Source organism: Nesterenkonia sp. PF2B19, from assembly GCF_001758425.2.
GTDB classification, from domain to species: Bacteria; Actinomycetota; Actinomycetes; order Actinomycetales; family Micrococcaceae; genus Nesterenkonia; species Nesterenkonia aethiopica.
The window spans coordinates 19,525-37,503 of record NZ_MDSS02000035.1 but is presented as its reverse complement, the minus strand read 5'-3'; the positions used below and the strand labels follow the sequence as shown (position 1 = coordinate 37,503).

General features: G+C 70.9%; 14 protein-coding genes and 4 pseudogenes. 14 read left to right on the top strand and 4 right to left on the bottom strand.

What is annotated here, in order from left to right; genetic code table 11:
* From BCY76_RS11220 to BCY76_RS11175, 12 genes and pseudogenes are all read left to right on the top strand, one after another.
* On the top strand, positions 1–161 hold a 161-nt coding region (locus BCY76_RS11220; RefSeq protein ID WP_139827752.1), incomplete at its 5' end, for a DAK2 domain-containing protein.
* On the top strand, positions 161–967 hold the full coding sequence (locus tag BCY76_RS11215) for a triose-phosphate isomerase (RefSeq protein ID WP_070158491.1): 807 nt from the start codon (positions 161–163) through the stop codon (positions 965–967). The genes BCY76_RS11220 and BCY76_RS11215, both read left to right, overlap by 1 nt.
* Positions 964–1,164 (top strand): annotated as a pseudogene (locus BCY76_RS20445) (SMP-30/gluconolactonase/LRE family protein); the annotation flags it as partial. The gene BCY76_RS11215 and the pseudogene BCY76_RS20445, both read left to right, overlap by 4 nt.
* Before the next feature lie 41 nt (positions 1,165–1,205).
* Positions 1,206–1,967 carry an SMP-30/gluconolactonase/LRE family protein gene (locus tag BCY76_RS11210; RefSeq protein ID WP_336582176.1) on the top strand — a complete coding sequence of 254 codons (762 nt, stop codon included), beginning with the start codon at positions 1,206–1,208 and terminating at the stop codon, positions 1,965–1,967.
* A complete protein-coding gene (locus tag BCY76_RS18155) occupies positions 1,955–2,128 on the top strand; it encodes a hypothetical protein (protein ID WP_170922673.1) in 174 nt (57 codons plus the stop codon). Before BCY76_RS11210 ends, BCY76_RS18155 begins: the two co-directional genes overlap by 13 nt.
* Positions 2,125–2,889, top strand: a complete 765-nt coding sequence (locus tag BCY76_RS11205) for a DUF6226 family protein (protein WP_070158493.1) — start codon at positions 2,125–2,127, stop codon at positions 2,887–2,889. The genes BCY76_RS18155 and BCY76_RS11205 overlap by 4 nt, the downstream gene beginning before the upstream one ends.
* A gap of 4 nt (positions 2,890–2,893) precedes the next feature.
* Positions 2,894–3,688 carry a hypothetical protein gene (locus BCY76_RS11200; RefSeq protein ID WP_070158494.1) on the top strand — a complete coding sequence of 265 codons (795 nt, stop codon included), beginning with the start codon at positions 2,894–2,896 and terminating at the stop codon, positions 3,686–3,688.
* A 386-nt stretch (positions 3,689–4,074) separates the two neighbouring features.
* Positions 4,075–5,271, top strand: coding sequence for an extracellular solute-binding protein (locus tag BCY76_RS11195; protein ID WP_237090111.1), 1,197 nt, complete (start codon positions 4,075–4,077; stop codon positions 5,269–5,271).
* A gap of 110 nt (positions 5,272–5,381) precedes the next feature.
* On the top strand, positions 5,382–6,302 hold the full coding sequence (locus tag BCY76_RS11190; protein ID WP_070158495.1) for a carbohydrate ABC transporter permease: 921 nt from the start codon (positions 5,382–5,384) through the stop codon (positions 6,300–6,302).
* Positions 6,299–7,213, top strand: a complete 915-nt coding sequence (locus BCY76_RS11185) for a carbohydrate ABC transporter permease (protein WP_083277215.1) — start codon at positions 6,299–6,301, stop codon at positions 7,211–7,213. The genes BCY76_RS11190 and BCY76_RS11185 overlap by 4 nt, the downstream gene beginning before the upstream one ends.
* Before the next feature lie 49 nt (positions 7,214–7,262).
* Positions 7,263–9,655, top strand: a pseudogene (locus BCY76_RS11180) (glycoside hydrolase family 3 N-terminal domain-containing protein).
* A 126-nt stretch (positions 9,656–9,781) separates the two neighbouring features.
* Positions 9,782–10,282 (top strand): Dps family protein, encoded by a 501-nt coding sequence (locus BCY76_RS11175; RefSeq protein WP_083277216.1) that lies wholly within the window; start codon positions 9,782–9,784, stop codon positions 10,280–10,282.
* A gap of 43 nt (positions 10,283–10,325) precedes the next feature.
* Here the strand turns inward: BCY76_RS11175 and xylB are convergent.
* Both xylB and xylA read right to left on the bottom strand, forming a co-directional pair.
* Positions 10,326–11,770 (bottom strand): annotated as a pseudogene (gene xylB, locus BCY76_RS11170) (xylulokinase).
* Between the two features lie 184 nt (positions 11,771–11,954).
* A complete protein-coding gene (gene xylA / locus BCY76_RS11165; RefSeq protein ID WP_070159349.1) occupies positions 11,955–13,130 on the bottom strand; it encodes a xylose isomerase in 1,176 nt (391 codons plus the stop codon).
* A 97-nt stretch (positions 13,131–13,227) separates the two neighbouring features.
* Between xylA and BCY76_RS11160 the strand changes: the two are divergent.
* Positions 13,228–14,818, top strand: a pseudogene (locus BCY76_RS11160) (ROK family transcriptional regulator).
* Here BCY76_RS11160 and BCY76_RS11150 read toward each other — a convergent pair.
* The gene (locus BCY76_RS11150) at positions 14,788–15,717 is read right to left on the bottom strand and encodes an aldose epimerase family protein (RefSeq protein ID WP_070162566.1); all 930 of its coding nucleotides are present in this window, start codon (positions 15,715–15,717) and stop codon (positions 14,788–14,790) included. The pseudogene BCY76_RS11160 and the gene BCY76_RS11150 overlap by 31 nt on opposite strands.
* 189 nt (positions 15,718–15,906) lie before the next feature.
* On the opposite strand from BCY76_RS11150, the gene BCY76_RS11145 reads away from it, so the two are divergent.
* Complete coding sequence (locus BCY76_RS11145; RefSeq protein ID WP_083277802.1) at positions 15,907–16,785, top strand: HAD family hydrolase; 879 nt, start codon at positions 15,907–15,909, stop codon at positions 16,783–16,785.
* A 125-nt stretch (positions 16,786–16,910) separates the two neighbouring features.
* Here the strand turns inward: BCY76_RS11145 and BCY76_RS11140 are convergent, their stop codons facing one another.
* Complete coding sequence (locus BCY76_RS11140) at positions 16,911–17,945, bottom strand: ArsA family ATPase (RefSeq protein WP_085437690.1); 1,035 nt, start codon at positions 17,943–17,945, stop codon at positions 16,911–16,913.
* Between the last annotated feature and the right edge of the window lie 34 nt (positions 17,946–17,979).

Genomic DNA, 17,979 nt, shown 5'->3' with positions numbered 1-17,979 from the left:
CTCGCACCGCCCAGCAGGCCGCGGAGGCCACCGCAGAGCTCACCGCCCGGCTCGGCCGCTCCCGGGTGCTGGGCGAGAAGTCCCGCGGCACCCCTGACCCCGGGGCGGTCTCCTTCGGCATGCTCGCCGCCGACGTCGCCTCCTGGCTCGAGGCCCGCTGATGGGACTGGCCGCGACGTCGTCGTGCTGGATCGGCACCAGCTGGAAGATGACCAAGACCCTCGCCGAGGCGCGCCATTACACGGCCGGACTCGCCGAGACTGTCCAGGCCCGCCCGGAGCTGACCGACGCTGTGCAGGCATTCGTCATCCCGCCGCACACCGCGCTGGCCGAGGTGGACCGGCAGCTGCAGCACGTCCAGGCCCAGGTGCTGCTGGGTGCCCAGAATGCCCACTGGGAGGACGCCGGCGCCTGGACCGGTGAGATCTCCGTGCCGCAGGCCGCCGACGCCGGGGCCCGGCTGATCGAGATCGGACACTCCGAGCGGCGCGAGCACTTCGGCGAGACGGTGGAGACCACCGCGCTGAAGGTCCGCGCCGCGCTGCGCCACGGGCTGCGGCCCCTGCTGTGCGTCGGCGAGCCCGCTGCGGTCCGGGACGTCGGTGACGCCGAGGAGTTCATCCTCGCCCAGGTGCGCGGGGCGCTCGCCGGACTGGACTCCGCCCAGCTGGCGCGGGTGCTGGTGGCTTATGAGCCCATCTGGGCCATCGGCGAGCACGGCAGGCCCGCCACGGTGCAGGAGCTCTCCGCACCCTTCGCCGCCCTGGACCGTGCCTATGGCGCCCAGGTGGAGGCGGTGCTCTACGGCGGCTCGGTGAACCAGGACAATGCGGCTGAGCTGCTGGGGATCCCCGGGGTGGACGGACTGTTCGTCGGCCGCTCGGCCTGGGGGTTGGACGGGTACCTGGAGCTGCTGGAGATCGGGGCCTCCCATGGGCGGGCCCATCGTGGCAGGCTGGACGGATGAGCTCCATGACGCTGGATGAACTGCTCGAGCCCGGATCCACGCTGCGCAAGGTCGCCGACGGCGCCACGTGGACGGAGGGGCCCTGCTGGGTGCCGGACGCCGGCGTCGTGCGCTGGTCTGACATCCCCGGGAACCGCATCCTGCAGTACGACCCCGCCACGGGGAAGGCCTCCGTGCATCGTGACGAGGTCGAGTTCACCAACGGGCGGACCCTGCGCCCCGACGGCGCGGTGGTGCAGTGCTCCCACGGCTCCGCCGGGTGGAGGTGGAGGCCTCGGGGCAGCAGGGTCCGGGGGTCACTCCGGTGGTGGAGCGCTGGGCCGGCGGGCGGTTCAACTCGCCCAACGACGTCGTTGTGGCCTCCGACGGGGCGGTCTGGTTCACCGATCCGCCGTACGGCATCGTCAACCCGGAGGAGGGTCACCCTGGGGAGATGGAGTACGGCGGCTGCTACGTGTTCCGCGTGGACCCGCACACCGGGGAGGCCCAGCCGATGGTCACGGAGATGGGAGACCCCAACGGGTTGGCGCTCTCCCCCGACGAGTCGGTGCTCTACGTCAGCGACACCCTCGCCGCCCGGAAGCCGGGAGAGGGGAACCCGCACCATGTGCGCGCCTACCCGGTGATCCGTGATGGAGAGGCCGCCCGGACCGGTCGGGCGGTGCGCTGCGGGGAGGGCTGGACGCTGTTCGAGATCGCCGAGGGCGTGCCGGACGGCATCCGGGTGGACGTGGACGGGCGCATCTGGAGCTCCGCCGGGGACGGGGTGCACCTGTACTCGCCGTCCGGCGAGCATCTGGGGCACCTGCCGGTGCCGGAGGTGGTGTCGAACCTGTGCTTCGGCGGCCCGGACGGGCTCGACCTCTACATCACCGCCACCACGGGGCTGTACCACCAGCGGGTCACCGTCCGCGATGCGGCCTGGCGCGTGCCAACCCTGACGAGCGTCTGCCGTGGTTCGGCTATCCCTCCACCACGCCGCCGTGGGTGGCGGTGCTGACCGCGCTGGGCGCCGCTCTGCTGGTCCTGGGCGTCAGCAGCCTCGCCTCCGCCACGGATTCGCTGGTGATTCCGGCGCTGTTCATCGTCATGCTCTGCTCCGTCCTGCTGATCTCTAGGCGCCACAACCGCCAGGTGCGGAATCGGCGGTTCGCCGCGTGAGCGGCCCCGGCCTCACCCGCGACGACGTCCGGGCCGCCGTCGAGGCGGAATACCGAGCCGACCCGCTGAGTGAGATCTCCTGGGACGACCAGTATCCGCAGCGCCTCCTGCCCGGCGGAGGCTCGGAGCCGCCCGAGGACGCGTATTCCCGGGTCAGCGAGCCAGAGAGGTACAGGATCGTGGGCGCACGAGCCCGGGCCTGGGAGCGTGCGCTGGAGCGTCTGGGTCTCGGCGACGCCGTGCCGACCATAGCGCCAACCACAGCGCCGGCCACCGTTCCGACGGCAGTGCTGACCGCGGTGCCGGCGTCCTGGACTTTCCGGCCGGAGCAGCCGCAGGTGCGTCTCATCGTGCCCCGGCGCTCGGACGCCCAGCCGCTGGTCCTGGTCACCGGCGCGCTGGAGGGCGTGGGGGAGACCGTCGTCGCCGTCGGGATGGGCGACGCCCGAGGAGGCTCTGAACCGGTGCTTCTGGGCTGGGAGCCGGACCGCGGCTGCGACGCCTGCGACTCCGGCTCCGCAGATCTGCTGGCGGCCGTCGATCAGGAGATCCTCACGGTGGTCGGCGGGGCGGTGCATGTCAGCGGCGGAGGGGGTCGCCGTCGTTGGGTCGCCTGGACCACTCCAGGTGGTCACCGCGCCAGCGGACGGCGCATACCCCGCGACGTCGACGGCATTCTGACGGACGCCCGCGCGGGTCGGGTGCGTCGCGGGTGGCAGGTGCTGTGCGGGGAGTCCTGGTGGGGCGGCTCGGTAGGCTGAGCCCATGCCGCCAGCGTTGCCCCGGATCCTCGCCGACGACGTCGTCGCCGTGCGGTGGGGGCGGCTGTACTTCGCGCTCCAAGCCCTCGGCGGAGCGCTCTGGTGGGCGGGTGTCTTCACCGTCCCGGGGGTGCGTGGGTCCACGCTCGGTGGACTGGACCCCGTGATCGTCGGGATCCTGGACGTGCCGCTGTTCGTGATCGCCTCAGCGCTGGTGGCCGCCGGACTGCGGCCGCTGATCTGGGTGGCTGTCCCCTGGACGGTGCTGGTGACCGCCGCGATGGTCGGGTATGCCTCGATCACCGGTCAGGCGGGCTGGGGTGCGCTGATCATGTTCGCGGCCGCCGGCGGCTCGCTGGGAGCCGGGGTGGTGCTGCACCTCGGTCGGCTTCCCGCTGAGATGCTGCTGCGCGGGCCTTTCCGTTTCCGGGCCGCCCGGGCTTCGAGCCGCGGCCGGCTGGTGGGGCAGACGTTCGCTCAGCTGGCCGTCTTCTGGTTGCTGTTCCTGGTGCTGCTGCCCGGGGTCATCCTGTGGTGCGAGCGCCGGTGGGGTGTGGGGATCGAGCTGCCGGGCGCCGTCGTCGTGGTGGGTGCTGTGGTCCTTCTCGGGGCGAGCCTGCTGGTCGGCTCCTGGCTGGTGGTCCTCTATGCGGTGGCCGGCTCGCTGATCTGGAACACCCTGGTCCGACCGCTCGAGGAGGAGGATCTCGCAGCCCGGTTCGGGGCGGAGTTCGAGGAGTATCGCCGCGGGGTAGGTGTGTGGCTGCCGCGGTGGGAGAGCCTGAGGGCGTGCGCCTGAGCAAGAAATCGTCTCCCGGTGAGAGATCGTCCCTGTATTGAGGGGCGATCTCTCATGGAGAGACGATCTTCCGTGCTGTGCGGGCGCCCGAGCCTCCCGTGCACTCTGTGAGAGCGTGACCATCCCTGTCGCTGTGCACATCACCCTCGACGCCGCCCCCCGTGTCCGCCTGTGACCTGTGGCGCTTGACACCCTCGTGCGCGGTATTTAGTCTTGCGGAAAGACGAAATATGGATCACACTCCGGTGGCACCCCCCGGGGCATCCGTCGCGGCACCGGCGACGACGCTCCCGCCGCCGCGCCGAGCACACCGCCGACCGCACCGTCGTCGGAGTGCTCGGAGGCGCCGGCGTCCACCACCTCGCACCGAAGGGAAAGGACCCCTCATGAGCCGCAGAACACCGCTCCGCATCGCCACCGCAGGCGTCGCGGCCACCTCTCTGCTCGCCCTCTCCGCCTGCGGCGGAGGGAGCGGCGGAGACGGCGCCGACGCCTGGATCCTCACCGGCGGCGGCTGGCCCACGATCGCCGAGGACTTCGACCGCTGGAACGAGCAGGCCGAGGACGGCGAACAGATCTCCGTGGAGGAGTTCGAGAACGACGCCTACAAGGAACGCATCCGCACCGTGGTCGGCTCCGGCGAGGCACCCACGCTGATCATGTCCTGGACCGGGGGCGCGCTGAACGAGTACGTCGCCCAGGACCGCGTGGTGGACCTCACCGAGCAGGTCGGCGAGCTCGAGTCCCGCGTGCACGAGTCCGTCTGGCAGAACGGCGAGGTCGACGGCGCCCAGTATGCGGTGCCGATGAACGACGTCCAGCCGGTGGTCATGTACTACAACCAGGAGCTCTTCGACGAGGTCGGACTCGAGGTCCCGCAGACCTGGTCCGAGGTCGAGGAGGCCATCGAGGTCTTCAACGAGCACGACGTCACCCCGTTCTCGCTGGCCGGCGGCTCCGTCTGGCCGGCGCTGATGTGGCTGCAGTACCTCACCGACCGCCACGGCGGCGAGGAGGTCTTCCAGGCCGTGGTCGACGGCGAGGCGGAGGCCTGGAGCGACGAGTCCATCCTGTTCGCGCTGGAGACCATCCAGGAGCTGGCCACTGAGGGCGGCTTCGACGCCGACACCTTCACCGGAGTCGACGCCGGCCAGAACGAGGACGCGCGCCTGCTCGCCGACGGCGAGGCCGCCATGCTGCTGCAGGCTCGTGGTCTATGCGACCGTGCACTCGGACTTCCCCGACTTCGCGGAGTCCGGGAACTTCGGCTTCGCCGAGTTCCCCGTCCTGGAGGACGGCGCTGGGGACCCCAGCAACATCGTGGGCAACCCGGCCAACTTCTGGTCGGTCTCCGCCGACGCCTCCGAGGAGGAGCAGCAGGTCGCCCTGGACTACATCACCGAGCACCTTTACAACGAGGACACCGTCCAGACCATGGTCGAAGGCGGCGGTCTGCCCCCGCTGAACGACATCGACGACGTCATCGCCGAGACCGAGGACGCCGACTTCCTGCAGTTCGCCGACGAGATCGTCGCCGGGGCGAACCACTTCCAGCTCTCCTGGGACCAGGCGGTGGCGCCTGAAGTGGCCCAGCCGCTGATGGAGAACCTAGAGAACATCCTCCTGGGGACCATCACCCCGGAAGAGTTCGCCGAGAACATGAACGCCTACCAGGACTGAGCCCACCAGCATCATGACTCAGACCGCTTCCCCCGTCCGCCGTGGCGGGACCACCGGGCGGCGCCAGAAGGGACCTTCGTTCCTCATGGCGCTGCCCGCGGTCCTGTTCTTCGGCGTCTTCGCCCTCATCCCGCTGGCCGGCGTGGTGGTCCTGTCCTTCATGAGCTGGGACGGCCTCGGTTCTCCCAGCTTCGTCGGACTGGACAATTGGTTCCGGATCCTGGAGCGCGACCACACGCACAACGCTCTGTGGCTGACCTTCGTCTTCGTGACCGTCTCGTTCATCTTCCAGGCACCGGTCGCGCTGCTGCTGGGTGTCTTCATGGCCGGCGCGCAGAAGTACCGAGCCTTCCTGTCGGTGCTGTTCTTCCTGCCGCTGCTGTTCTCCTCGGTGGCGGTCGGCCTGACGTTCCAGGCGCTGTTCAGCCCGAACTACGGGATCAGTACGGCCCTGCCCTTCGACTGGCTGCCGGCTCAATGGCTCGGGAACCCGGACATCGCCCTCTACGTGGTGATCTTCGTGGTGGGATGGTGCTTCGTCCCCTTCCACTCGCTGCTCTACCAGGCCGGCGTCCGTCAGATCCCCGCCTCCCTGTACGAGGCGGCCACCATCGACGGCGCCGGGCGGGTGCGGCAGTTCTTCTCCATCACGCTGCCCCAGCTGCGCTACACCGCGATCACCTCCTCCACGCTGATGCTGGTGGGCTCGCTGACCTACTTCGACCTGGTGTTCGTGCTGACCCAGGGCGGCCCCGGCAGCGCCACCAGGATCCTGCCGCTGGACATGTACATCACCGGCTTCCGCAACTTCGACATGGGCGGCGCCTCGGTGATCGCCGTGATCCTGGTCGCCGTCGGACTGACCCTCTCCCTGGCGCTGAACAAGATCTCCGGATCCAGCCGTATGGAGAGTGACAAGGCAGGTATGGGATGAGCACCGAGACCGTGAAGACCCCCGAACGCGCCGCCGAGAAGGTCGTCACCCCCGCAGGGCGCCCGACGCCGAACCGCCGCAAAGCGCGCAAGCCCACCGAGCGTCCCAACGTGCTGGCGGGGATCTCCGGCTGGCTCTGGCTGGCCGTGATCATCCTGCCGATCTACTTCATCGTCATCACGGCATTCCGTGACCGTTCTGACCTGGCACAGTCGAACCCGCTGGTGCCGTCGACGGAGCCGACGCTGGGCAACTTCGTCCGGGTCATCGAGAACGACTTCTTCCACTTCTTCCTCAACTCGGTGATCGTCACCCTGGCCACCGTCGCCGTGGTGCTGGCCGTCTCGCTGATGGCCTCCTACTACATCGTGCGCTCGGTCAGCGCCGGCGGGCAGCGGCTGTTCAGCGTGATCCTGCTGGGCATCGCGATCCCGGTGCAGGCCACGATCATCCCGGTGTACTACCTGATCCGGCAGCTGGGTCTGTATGACACCCTGTGGGCGCTGATCCTGCCGCAGATCGCCTTCGCGATCCCGCTGAGCGTGCTGATCATCGTCAACTTCGTCCGGGACATCCCGGCGGAGCTGTTCGAGTCCATGCGGATGGACGGCGCCGGGGAGTGGAAGATCCTGTGGAACCTGGTGGTGCCGATGTCGATCCCCGCGCTGATGACCGTGGGCATCTACCAGGCGCTGCAGGTGTGGAACGGGTTCCTGTTCCCGCTGATCCTCACCCAGTCACGTGACGTGCGCGTGCTGCCGCTGTCCCTGTGGGAGTACCAGGGCCAGTTCGCCATCGACGTGCCCGCCACTCTGGCCGCCGTCGTGCTCTCGGCGGTGCCGCTGCTGGTGGCCTACATCCTGGGTCGCCGGTACATCGTCGCCGGCCTGACCGCCGGCTTCGGCAAGTGATCTGACCTCCCGCGCCCTCGACCCCGACGATCTTCCCGAAGGAGCTCCCATGAGCGACGTGACCACCCAGAACGCCCCTGCCGTGGACCGGATCACCGGCCCGTGGAACGACGCCTCGCTGCCGGTCGCCGAGCGGGTCGAGGCGCTGCTGGCGCAGATGACCCTGGAGGAGAAGGTCTCCCAGCTGGGCTCCCACTGGGAGATGCGCGAGGACGAGGAGGCCCAGGGGGAGGTCGCCCCCATGGAGGACGCCATGTCCGCCGGGAAGCTGCCCTTCGCGCAGGAGATCGTCGACGGCGAGGGCCACCTGACCCGCACCTACGGCACCGTGGCGCTGACCGTCCCCGAGGGGGCGAAGGACCTGCGCGAACGGCAGGCCGCCGTGGTGGCCGCCAACCGTTTCGGCATCCCCGCGATCGCCCATGAGGAATGCCTCACCGGTTTCACCGCCTACCAGGCGACCGTCTACCCGACCTCTCTGGCCTGGGGCGCGACCTTCGACCCCGAGCTCATCGAGGAGATGGCCGCCGCCATCGGGCGGGACATGGCCGCCGTCGGCGTCCACCAGGGGCTCTCGCCGGTGCTCGACGTCGTCCGGGACGCCCGATGGGGCCGGGTGGAGGAGACCATCGGCGAGGACCCGTATGTGATCGGGACCCTGGGCACCGCCTATGTGAAGGGGCTGCAGCGGGCAGGGATCATCGCCACGCTGAAGCACTTCGCCGGTTACGCCGCCTCCCGGGCGGCGCGGAACCACGCCCCGGTGCATCTGGGCCCTCGTGAGCTGGAGGACCTGATTCTGGTGCCCTTCGAGATGGCGGTCCGTGAGGGGCAGGTCGGTTCGGTGATGAACTCCTACGCCGACATCGACGGAGAGGCCCCCGCCGCCTCCACGCGGCTGCTCACCGAGGTGCTGCGCGATCGGTGGGGCTTCGAGGGCACCGTGGTCGCCGACTACTGGTCCGTGGCCTTCCTCGAGAAGATGCACCGTGTGGCCGAAGACCAGGCGGAGGCGGCGCGCCTGGCCGTGAGCGCCGGGCTCGACGTGGAGCTGCCGCACACCGGCGGCTACCGCACTCTGGCCCAGCAGGTGCGCGACGGGAAGCTCGACGAGGCCGTCCTCGACCGCTCCGTGCGCCGGGTGCTGCGCCAGAAGATCGAGCTCGGCCTGCTCGACGCCGCCGAGGGTGAGGCCTATGAGCCTGCCGTGGACGAGAGCATCGACCTGGACTCCCCGGCGAACCGTGCCCTGGCGCGGAAGGTCGCCGAGCGTTCGCTGGTGCTGCTGGCCAACGACGGCGTCCTGCCGGCTCAGCCGCAGTCCCTGGCCGGCAGGCGGATCGCCGTCGTCGGGCCTTCCGCGGACGAGCCGCGCACCATGATGGGCTGCTACTCGTTCCCCAACCATGTGCTGGCCAAGTACCCCGCCGGGACCTTCCCGCACCAGGGGATCGGCGTGCCGATGCCCACGATCCTCGCCGCGCTGCGCGAGGCCTACGACGGCGCCGAGATCACCTATGCCGCCGGCGCCCCGATCGTGGAGCATGACACCTCCGGCATCGCCGCGGCCGCACGGGCCGCGGCGGAGTCCGACCTGGCCGTGGTGACGGTGGGCGACATCGCCGGCATGTTCGGCGCGGGCACCTCGGGTGAGGGCTGCGATGTGGAGGACCTGCGGCTGCCCGGCGCCCAGCACGAGCTGGTGGAGGCCGTGCTGGACGCCGCTGAGGCCTCCGGGACTCCTGTGGTGCTGGTGGTGGTCTCCGGACGCCCCTACGCGCTGGGCGGCCTGGCCCAGCGGTGCTCGGCGATCGTGCAGGCCTTCTTCCCCGGTGAGGAGGGCGCCCCCGCCCTGGCCGGGCTGCTCACCGGCTCAGTGGAGCCCAGCGGGCGACTGCCGATCGGCGTGCCCGCGCATCCGGGCGGCCAGCCGGCGGGCTACATCGCCGCCCCGCTGGGCCAGAACAGCAGGGGGTGTCCAACCTGGACCCGACACCGCTGTATCCCTTCGGCCACGGGCTGAGCTACTCCACTGTGGAGTACCGGGACCTGCGCCTGTCCGCGGAGGAGATCGCCGTCGACGGCACGGTGGAGGCCACCGTCACCGTCGCCAACACCGGGGAGCGTCCGGTGGATGAGGTCGTGCAGCTCTACGTGGGCGACCCGGTGGCCCAGGTGGCCCGCCCGGTCCGGCAGCTGGTCGGCTATGCGCGGGCCGCCCTGCAGCCCGGGGAGACCCGCGAGGTGACCTTCACCCTCCATGCCGACAGGTTCTCCTTCACCGGTGTGCAGCTGCGCCGGATCGTGGAGCCGGGACGCATCGACCTGTGGTCCGGACCCTCCGCCGGGGATCTGCCCCTGGAGGCCTCCGTGCGGCTGACCGGTGAGATCCGCGAGGTCGGCGAGGGACGGGTGCTGACAACCCCGGCCCTCGTGAGCTGACCGGGCCGCCTCGCGTCATAGCGTCTGCGGAACCCCATCGGATGACCGTGGCCCCGCGTCGGGCTTAGGATGCGGGCACGAGCAGTCGACTGCGGGCACCCGTGCCCGCCGCGAAAGGAGTTCCCGATGGCAGAAGACCAGTACTCCGACTACACCGTGCCGGGTCTGGCCCGCGAGAACGGACATGAGATCGCCGGCCTGCTCCAGGTCCGGCTCCACGCTCTGAACGATCTGCAGCTGGCCCTCAAGCATGTCCACTGGAACGTGACCGGGCCGCACTTCATCGCCGTCCACGAGATGCTCGACCCCCAGGTCGACGTCGTCCGTGGCTTCGTGGACGAGACCGCCGAGCGCATCGCGACCCTGGGCGGCAGTCCCAGCGGCCGCACCGGTGAGCTCGTGGCCCGCCGCCACTGGGAGGACTACCCGCTCGGCAAAGCCGACTCCATGGCCCACCTGGCGGAGCTGGACACCGTCTACACCGGGGTCATCGAGGACCACCGTGACGTCCTCGCCAAGGCCGGGCAGGTCGACCCCATCACCGAGGACATGCTCATCGGCCAGGTCAAGGAGCTGGAGCTGTTCCAGTGGTTCATCCGTTCCCACCTGGAGCGCGCCGGTTCCTGAGCCTTGCGGGTCCTGAGCCTTGCCGGCCCTCCGGGGGCGGGCTTCAGTCCCGCTGGGCGATGAGCCCCTGCCGCGAGGCGTAGGCCTCGCGCACCTGGGGGGTCGGCTCCGCGGTGAAGGTGTGGACCGCCGAGGTGGTCCACGACGGCGGCTCCTGGGCCCCGGAGAGCACCCAGGCGGCCTGGCGGGCCGCGCCGTCGGCCACATACTCGCCGGGCTCGGGCACCTGCACCTGCCGGCCCAGCACCGCCGGAGCGATCTGCTGCACGGCCGCCGAACGGGCAGCCCCGCCGATCAGCTTCACCGACTCCACCGGGACGCCCAGGGCCGTCATGGCCTCCAGTCCGTCCGCCAGCCCGCACAGCAGGCCCTCCACGGCGGCGCGGGCCACGTCCTGCGGGTTCATCGAGGCCAGGGACAGCCCGATGAACGAGCCGGTGGCCCGGGGCAGGTTCGGGGTCCGCTCACCCTCCAGGTACGGGATCAGGGTCAGCCCGTTCGCGCCCGGCTCCGCGGCCAGCGCCAGCTCGGCCAGCCCGGCGTGGTCCACGCCCAGCATCCGGGCCGCGCCGTCCAGCACGCGGGAGCCGTTGAGGGTGACCGCCAAGGGCAGGAACTGGCCGGTGGCGTCGGCGAAGCCGGTGACCATCCCGGTGGGGTCCTGGATGGGCCCCGGCGAGATCGCGGAGACCACCCCGGAGGTGCCGATGCTGATCGCCACGTCCCCGGGCCGCATGCCCAGTCCCAGGGCGGCGGCGGCGTTGTCCCCGGCGCCCGGGCCGAGCACCAGGTGGCCCCATCCCCGGGAGGCGTCGCCCGTGGCGGCCTGCTCATTCGCCGTCACCACCCGCGGCAGCACGATGCTGCGGGCCTGATCCTCGGAGATCCGCAGGGCGCGGGCCAGCAGGTCATAGCGGTACTGGCCGGCCGCCGGGTCGTAGTACCCGGTGCCGGAGGCGTCGGAGCGGTCGGTGGTCAGGTCGCGGATGTCGGAGGAGCCGGAGAGCCGCCAGGTCAGCCAGTCGTGGGGGAGGGCGACGGCGGCCACGCGCCGGGCGTCTCGGGCTCCGCGTCGGCCAGCCAGCGCAGCTTGGTCACCGTCAGCGACGCCACAGGCACCGAGCCGGTGGCCGCCGTCCAGGCGGCGGCGCCGTCGGTCCCTCCGCCGAGCTCCTCGATCAGGGTCGCTGCGGCATCGGCGCTGCGGGTGTCGTTCCACAGCAGCGCGTCTCGGATGACCTGCCCGTCGGCGTCGAGGGCCACCAGGCCGTGCTGCTGGCCGCCCACCGCGGCGGCGGCGTCGACGGCGAGCCCGCCGGCCTGCTCGAGCGCCTCCAGCAGCGCCTCCCACCAGGCGGAGGGGGCCACTTCGGTGCCCTCCGGGTGCTTGGCGGAGCCGCTGCGGACTTCGGCGCCGGTCTCGGCGTCGCGGATGATGACCTTGCAGGACTGGGTCGAGGAATCGATTCCGGCCACGAGAGTGGGCACCGGGGTCTCCTTCGTCAGGTGATGGGGGCGGAATGGCGTCGGGGCCAGTGTAGTGAGGCTGGTGAGTCAGGTCACCGGACAGATGAGTCCGGAGGACCCACCTGGCGTCGGGCTGCTGCGCGACGCCGGGCGGATCCTCCGGACTCATGCTCGCCGCCGGGAGGCGGGTGACGCGGGCGGTGCGTCAGCCGATGAGGTGACGCAGCGCCAGCTGGTTGAGCTTCACGAAGCCGAAGTTCCGCTGCGCGGCGGCCTCCGGGTCGAAGTCCTCATAGGTGGACCGGTCGGCCAGCAGGTCGGCCACCGTCTCGCCCTCGGCCAGGGTGGACTCGCCCAGCTCGAAGACGCCGGCGGTCCGGAAGGCCTCCTGGACCTCCGGGTCCTCGCGGTAGGCCTTCGCCTTCTCGGCGAGCAGGGTGACCATCTCGACGTTGGCCTTCGCGGAGTCCCAGATGCCGTCCACGTAGTCGGTGCGGGAAGGCTTGTAGTCGAAGTGCAGCCAGCCGTCGTAGCGCGGCCCGCCGTTGGGGAAGCCGTTGACCAGCAGGTCCACGGTGAAGAAGGCGCTGATGAGGTCGCCGTGGCCGAAGACCAGGTCCTGGTCGTACTTGATGGAGCGCTGGCCGTTGAGGTCGATGTGGAACAGCTTGCCGGCCCACAGCGCCTGGGCGATGCCGTGGGTGAAGTTCAGCCCGGCCATCTGCTCGTGGCCGGTCTCCGGGTTCAGGCCGACGATGTCGCCGTTGTCCAGCTGGGCGATCAGGCCCAGGGCGTGGCCGATGGTGGGAAGGAAGATGTCGCCGCGGGGCTCGTTGGGCTTGGGCTCCAGCGCGATGCGCAGGTCGTAGCCCTTCTCCTTGATGTAGGCGGCGATGGTGTCGATGCCCTCGGCGTAGCGCGCGTGCGCGGCGTGGAGGTCCTTGGCGTTGTCATACTCGGAGCCCTCGCGGCCGCCCCACATGACGAAGGTCTCGGCGCCGAACTCGGCGGCCCGGTCCACGTTGCGCAGCAGCTTGCGCAGGCCGAAGCGGCGGATGGAGCGGTCGTTGGAGGTCAGGCCGCCGTCCTTGAACACCGGGTGGCCGAAGGTGTTGGTGGTGACCATCTCGACCTTCAGGCCCACCTCGTCGGCGACGTCCTTGAAGCGGGTGAACCACTTCTCCCGCTCGGCCTCGTCGGTGCCGAAGGGGGCGACGTCGTCGTCATGGAAGGTGACGCCGGAGGCGCCGGCCTCCTTGAGCTTCGGCAGGTACTCCCACGGCTCGAAGGCCGGGCGGGAGGCGGAGCCGAACTGGTCCTGGGCGGTCCAGCCCACGGTCCAGAGGCCGAAGGAGAATTTGTGGTCCTGAGGGGTGGTCATGGGGTCCTCCTGAGGGAAAGGGAGTGGGTGAGCACGTAGGGTGGGTGCAGACTTGTGACCCGGCACTCATTTTGTATCTAGATAAAACATAAATCCTATGGAGGCTAAGATCAAGTCCGTGACGGATCCGACACGCAGCCCCACCCCGCCCCCAGGGCCCGGCCACGTCTCGGGCGCGGGCCCCACCGGCCGCCTGGGCGGCTTCGGCCCTGGCCCTGTCGCCCGCCTGGGACGGCGCGGCATCAGCCGCGGCCTCACCGGCAACGGCGCTCCTCAGGAGGATCTCGACGCCGGCTCCGGCCGTCGCGAGAGACCCCCTCATCACCGTGCGCAGCGCCCCGGAGCTCGCCAGGAGACCCTGCGCGAGTCCAACCTGCTGCTCATCACCGAGGAGATCTTCTCCGCCGCGGAGCCGCCGTCGCGCGCCGACCTGTCCATCCGCACCGGCATGACCCGCTCCACGGTCTCCCGCCTGGTGGACGACCTGCTCGCCGCGGGCATCGTGCGCGAGGGCTCGCCGATCGTCGGGGGCACCCGCGGGCGCCCCGCCGTCCCGCTGCACCCGGCGCGCGGCACCCTCGCCGGCCTGGGCGTGGAGATCAACGTGGACTTCATGGCCGCCCGCGTCCTGGACCTCACCGGCACCGCGTTGGCGGAGGAGCTCATCGAAGGCGACTTCTCCGCCTCCGACCCTCAGGAGGTCATCCCGCAGATCGGCGAGATGGCGCTGCGTGTGGCCCGGCAGGCCGCCGAGGCCGGTGCCCGTGTGGTGGGCACCGTCATGGCGCTGCCCGGCCTGGTGACCGCCGAGGAGGACCACCTGATGCTGGCGCCGAACCTCGGGTGGCGCGACGTCGACGTCCCCCGCCTGATGTGCCGGTCCCTGGGCGGCCCGGAGCGGCTGTCCCAGCTGCCTGAGGGCAGCCCCCGGCTCGCCGAGTTCGGAGACTTCTTCGTGATCGCCAACGAGGCCAAGCTCGCCGCGCTGGCCGTGGCTCAGGAGTTCAGCGCCCGCGAGCAGGAGGAGCAGACCTTCTTCTACGTCTCCGCTCAGATGGGCATCGGCGCCGCCGTGGTCATCGACGGGATCGTCGACGCCGGCCCCCGCGGCTGGGCCGGGGAGATCGGCCACGTCGCCGTCGAGCCCGGCGGCGCAGTGCGGCTGCGGGTCCTCCGGCTGTCTGGAGGTGTTCGCCGGCAAGCGCGCGCTGCTGGAGGCGGCGGGCCTGGAGCCTGATGCCGATGCCGAGACGCTCGTGGCGCTCACCGAATGGGAGGACGAGCCCGGCGAACGGGCCCGCCAGGCCATCGACCGTGCCGGCTGGGCGCTCGGCGTCGCGCTCTCCGGGGCCGTGAACCTGCTGGACGTGGACGACATCGTCCTCGGCGGAGAGTTCGGGCCGCTGGCTGACCTGCTGCGGCCGCGCATCGAGCAGGAGCTGCGCCAGCGCGTGCTCGCCGCCCGATGGAGCCGGTTCCGGGTGCGGGAGACCTCCATCCGCCTCTCACCGGCCACCACCGGCGGGGCGCTGCGTGCGCTGCGCGCGTGGTGGACGAGCCGCTCCGCTGGGTGCCCCAGGCCACCTGAGGGCCAGCCGCGCCCTGGAGTGGACTGGTGCGCCGAGCGGCAGGGGCTCCGTCGTCGGGGTCCGGCGGCTCAGTCGCGGTGCATGACCTCGATGCTGTAGCCCACCCGGTGCCACTGGCCCGGCGCCAGATACACGACGTCCTCGCCGGAGTTGAACGCATCCGGCGGGCAGGTCATGGGCTCCACGGCGACGCCGGCTCGGTCCATCCGCTCCCCGGTGTAGATCTGCGCCCAGGGGGTGTCAGCGATCATCCGGACCACGAAGCCCGTGGGCCCGTGCACCAGCTCCGCGGTCCATCCCTCCTCCGGGAAGCCCGTGTAGGCGTGGTCGATGGAGCGGCCCACCAGCAGCGGTCCGCCGGTGAGGTCCAGGTCACCTGAGACGGTCTCCCGGGAGCCGACCTTGCCCGCGCGGTCGAGGGAGACCACCGTGTGGGCGGGCAGCTTCAGCCGGCACTCGTCCAGCGGGGCGGATCCTGCCCGCAGATAGGGGTGGAAGCCGGCTCCGTAGAGCGCGGGCGCGGCGTTCGCGGCCTCGAAGGAGTCGGCGTCGTCGTCCCCACCCGGGGCCACCGGCTGGCGGGCCATCAGGGTGGCGGCGAGGCCGACGTCGGAGGACACACGGTAGAACAGCACGAACTCCAGCGTGAACGGGTAGCCTTCGCTGGCCTCCAGGACGGTGCGCAGCTCAACGCCGGACTCCTCCTGCTTGACCACCTCGAAGGGGGCGTCCAGCAGGAGGCCGTGCAGCGCCGCGCCGGTCTCCTCCTCGGTGACGGGCAGCTCGTAGAGGGACTCGTCATGGACGTAGGTGGCACCCGAGACCCGGTTCGGCCACGGAGCCAGCACCGCTCCGGCGAAGGAGCCCTCAGCCTGCGCTGCCGGCACCACGATCTCGTCCTGCTCGTGGCGCAGGCTCAGCAGCTGCCCACCCCGCAGGCCGATCTCCGCGGCGTACCCGCCGCCGGTGATCGTCACGCTGCTCAGCGACTCGTCCATGTGTCCTCCCGTGGTCCCCAGCCGGTGCTGGCCCGGCCATCCGCGGCGGAACGTCGTGCGACGTCCCTCTTCCGTTCATCCGTCATTCTGCCTGTCCTGGCACGATCCGGCATAATGGACCATTCCCCTGTGAGCTGAACCATGCCACACCAGGAGACGGACCACACTCGAGACATTACAGGCAGCGATATGAACTCAAGCATCCGAACCGATGACACCACCGACTTCTCCATCCCCGCGGCGGGCCTGGGTGGGACGTTCGTCCACCAGCAGGGCCGGGCGATGGTCTGCCTCGACGTCGACGGCACATTGGTCAATCATGATGGTCACATGTCCGAGGCCGTTCGGCAGGCGGGACGCGCCGTCGTCGCCGACGGCCACACCGTGGTGGTGTCCACCGGGAGGTCGCTGCCGGCCACGCTGCCGATCGTCGAGATGCTCGGCGTCACGCACGGCTATGCGGTGTGCAGCAACGGGGGCGTGACGGTCAGGATCGATCTGGAACAGTCCGAGGGCTACGAGGTCATCGACCGCCGGATCTTCGACCCCGCACCCGCCCTGGACGCTCTGCAGGAGCGGCTGCCCAATGCGAAGTACGCCATCGAGACCTCGGAGGGCACGTTCCTGTCCACCGAGCGGTTCCAGGACATGTCCTTCGGCCTGCAGGCCCAGGGCACCAGCCTGCGGCAGATGCGCCGGGCCGAGGCGGTGCGCCTGGTGGTCAACTCCGACGACTCCACCGCCGACGAGTTCGCCGCCGCGGTGGAGGGGATCGGGCTGCAGGGTGTGACCTATTCGGTGGGCTGGTCCGCCTGGTTGGACATCGCCGCCGCCGGCGTCACCAAGGCCTCTTCGCTGGAATGGCTGCGCGGCAAGCTCGACGCACCTCTGGAGGCCACGGTGGCCTGCGGGGACGGCCGCAATGACATCGAGATGCTCGCCTGGGCCGCCCGCGGGGTGGCGATGGGCCAGGCCCCCGAGGAGGTCAAGGCCGTCGCGGACGAGGTCACCGGCCATGTGGACGAGGACGGCCTGGTGGACGTGCTCACCAGCATCCTGGAGGACTGATCCTCCGTGCTGCGTCGAGCTCGGAGATCTTGTCGCTGAACCTCGCGTGAGTGCCCGTATTCCGCCCACGGCACCGGAGCCGATGTGGTGGGGCGGGCGAGGTGGAACGGGGGTGCCGTGGGGCGTCAGCGCAGGTGCTCACCGAGGCGCTCCAGGGCCGCGACGCCGACCAGGTCGCCGCGCAGCAGCGGCAGGGTGTCGACGACGGCGCCGGGCACCCGACGTCCCAGCTCGTCGAGGTGCCGCTGCTCCTGGTCCCGACGTGCGGCCAGGAAGTCGCCGGCGTCACGGGGCGCGAGCCGATTCACCACGAAGCCCCCGACGTCGACCCCGGTCTCGGTCAGCTGGGCGTGCAGCTCCACGGACTCCAGCACCGGCAGCCGCTCGGCGGTCAGCACGATCACGAAGCTGCACCGGGAGGCGTCGGACAGGACCTGCCGCATCGCCTCGAAGCGGTTCCGACGGCGGGTGAGCACCTGACGGATCCGGCGGTCGCGCGCCGCGGCCGAGGACCCGTCCGGGGCGTCGTCGCCGTCCAGGGCGCGCACCGCGGCGCCGAACCGCTCAGCCCTGGTGCGCCGATCCAGCAGCCCCTCGGTCCAGGCGGTCATGATCTCCGGCAGAGCCATCAGCCGGGCGGTGTGGCCGGAGGGCGCGGTGTCGAAGACGATGAGGTCGTGGTCCTCGCCGTGATCCTGCAGCAGGGCCGCGATCCGCTCCAGGATGGCGGCCTCATGGGTGCCCGGAGAGCGGGCGGCGAGCCGCAGATGCTTGTCCACCTCTCCGTGCAGATGCGCCGGCATCATGCTCCGCAGCGTCTCTCCCACGTCGGCCAGATGCGCGGCCGTGGTGGCCTCCGGGTCGATCTCCACGCCGTCCAGGCGAGCCGGACGGACTTCCGGAGGGGCGCCGCAGTCCTCCCAGAGCGTGACGACCTCATCGCCGACCTCCCGCTCCCACAGGTGTCCGAGATTATGCGCCGGGTCCGTGGAGACCACCAGGACACGGGCGCCCTGCTGGGTGCCCTGTCGCGCTGCACCCTGCGGGGCGCTGTGCTGGGCCCTGTGCAGCGCCGTCGTGGAGGCCACCGCCGTCTTCCCGACCCCGCCCTTGCCGCCGATGAACAGCACGCGGCGATCCCGGGCGAGGTCGAGCAGCATCCGAGGCGTCCTTCCAGTGGTCAGGGCTGTGTGG